Source organism: Dietzia sp. SYD-A1, from assembly GCF_015356725.1.
Classification (GTDB): domain Bacteria; phylum Actinomycetota; class Actinomycetes; order Mycobacteriales; family Mycobacteriaceae; genus Dietzia.
Window position 1 is genome coordinate 1 of record NZ_JADDKI010000578.1, and the last position, 2,169, is coordinate 2,169.

A 2,169-nucleotide genomic window follows, 5' to 3' on the forward strand; every position below is an offset into this window, starting at 1 on the left:
ACGTCGCCGCGCGCCAGCAGGATGGTGCCGCCGCCCTGCGACTCGACGAACCCGCCGCGCCGCCGGTCGTTGGCCCGGCTGTAGTGCCGCTCGTCGATCCCCTTGGCGGCCATCGCCGCGGAGTCGGCGGTGGCGGACATGTCGGCGAAGCCCTGGATGCCCTCGGTGGACAGGTCGTCGAACCCGCCTGCCACCACGAACTCGGCCTTGCCGGCGCGGATCTTGTCGAAGCCCTCCTCGACGCTCACCGCGGTGGTGGCACAGGCGGCCACCGGGTGGACCATCGAGCCGTAGCCGCCGACATAGGACTGCATGACGTGGGCGGCCACCACGTTGGGCAGGGCCTCCTGCAGCGTGTCGTTCGCGCGGCTGCGGCCCAGGATCCCGTCGATGTAGAGCGAGCGCATGCTCGTCATACCGCCCATGCCGGTGCCCTGGGTGTTGGCGACGTCGGCCGGGTGGACGTGGGCCAGCAGCTCCGCCGGGGTGAAGCCCGAGGAGATGAAGGCGTCCACGGTGGCCACCAGGTTCCACGCCGCCACCCGGTCGATACCGGAGACCATGTCGGCGGGGATGCCCCATGCCGTGGGGTCGAAGCCGGTGGGGATCTGGCCACCCACGATGCGCGTGAGCGTGGTTCGGCGGGGGACGCGGATCTCGGTGCCCGCCTTGCGGGTGACCGTCCACTCGCCGTCCTCGCTTCGGGTGACGACGGTGTTCTCCGGATCGTCCTCCTGGTACGCGCGGGCCTGGCCCTCGTCATCCACGACGAAGGACAGGTCCTCCGGCAGGAACACCGAGGTCAGTTGCGGCGAGGCATTGTCGAACATCTCCGCGCGCGAATCGTCGGCGTAGGTGCGCACGCCCACCCGGGCGAGGACCTCGTCGTGGAACCGCTCCGCGATCTCGGCCTCGTCGATCGGGTCACCGGATTCGGTGACGGTCCAGCCGGCGCGCGGCGAGTCCTCCCAGGTGATGAGTCCGGTGGACCAGGCCAGCTCGACCACGCCGGCGGCGCTGAGGTCGCCGGTGGTCTCCACCTCGAAGCGGGTGCGGGCGCTGCCGTACGGGCCGACCTCGCCGGATCCCACGATCACGACCATGTCCTCGAGGTCCTGCGTGACCTCGCCCCACTCGGGACGCTCGTCGGGGGTGACGGTCTGCAGCGACGGCAGGGCGGCGATGGTCCCGTCCGCGTCCTCGGTGGTGGTCTCGGACGTCGCCGCCGGCCGGTCCGCGGCGAGCGCGGCCATGTCCAGATCGGCGGAGCCGAGCCCTCCGGTGAGGTCGACGGTGAGGGGTGCCTCGCCGGCGGCCCGGCGGACGTCCGGGGTGCACGAGTCCAGTAGCTCGTCGGCGATCCCGGTGGTGGACCAGGTGGACACGCCCGCGGCCTCGACGGCCTCGACGAGCGGGTCGTTGTGGCCCATCAACCCGGTGCCCCGGACCCAGCCGATGATCGCGTGGACGAACGTCACCCGCTCGGCCCAGGACTTCTCGGAACCCCACTTGGCGATCATGGCGTCGAGCGCGGCCTTGGCCTCGCCGTAGGCCCCGTCGCCGCCGAAGATCCCGCGGTTGGGCGAGCCGGGCAGGACAACGTGCAGGCGGGAGTCGACGTCGGTGTCGGCGCCGATCGCGCCGAGGCCGGCGACGAGCTTCTCCACGCCCCACAACAGGACGCGCATCTCGGTCTCGGCCCGCGGTCCGGCGTCGGCCATCGAGCCCTGGACGCGGGGGGCGGCGAACGGGAAGAGCAGCGTCGGGGTGAGCGGAGCCTTGAGGACGGTGGTCTGTCCCCCGGCCGACTCGGCGTGCTCGGAGCCGACCCACTCGACCAGGGCGTCGACGTCCGAGTACGAGGTGAGGTTGGCCGGCAGCACCCACAGCACCGCGCCGCCACGGGCGTGGGAGCGGTAGAGGTCCTTGAAGAAGGCCAGCTTGGACTGGTCCAGGCTGGAGGTGGTGGCCACTACGGTGGCCCCTCCCGCCAGGAGCTTTCCGGTGACGGCGGCGGCGATGGAACCCTTGCCCGCCCCGGTGACGACGGCGACGTCGTCCGCGTAGCGGCCGACGAACTCCTCGGCGGCCGTCTCCGCGATCTCCCGGTAGGCCACGGCGAGGGCGTCCCGGCGGGCGTCGGCGGCCCGCCCGGCCCACCAGCGGGCC

Annotated in this window: 1 protein-coding gene; it reads right to left on the reverse strand. The window is 72.5% G+C overall.

Going from position 1 to position 2,169, the window contains the following annotated elements; all coding sequences use genetic code 11:
• Positions 1-2,169 (reverse strand): beta-ketoacyl synthase N-terminal-like domain-containing protein (locus tag IY392_RS17170; protein ID WP_304511156.1); only part of this gene is annotated, 2,169 nt, incomplete at both ends.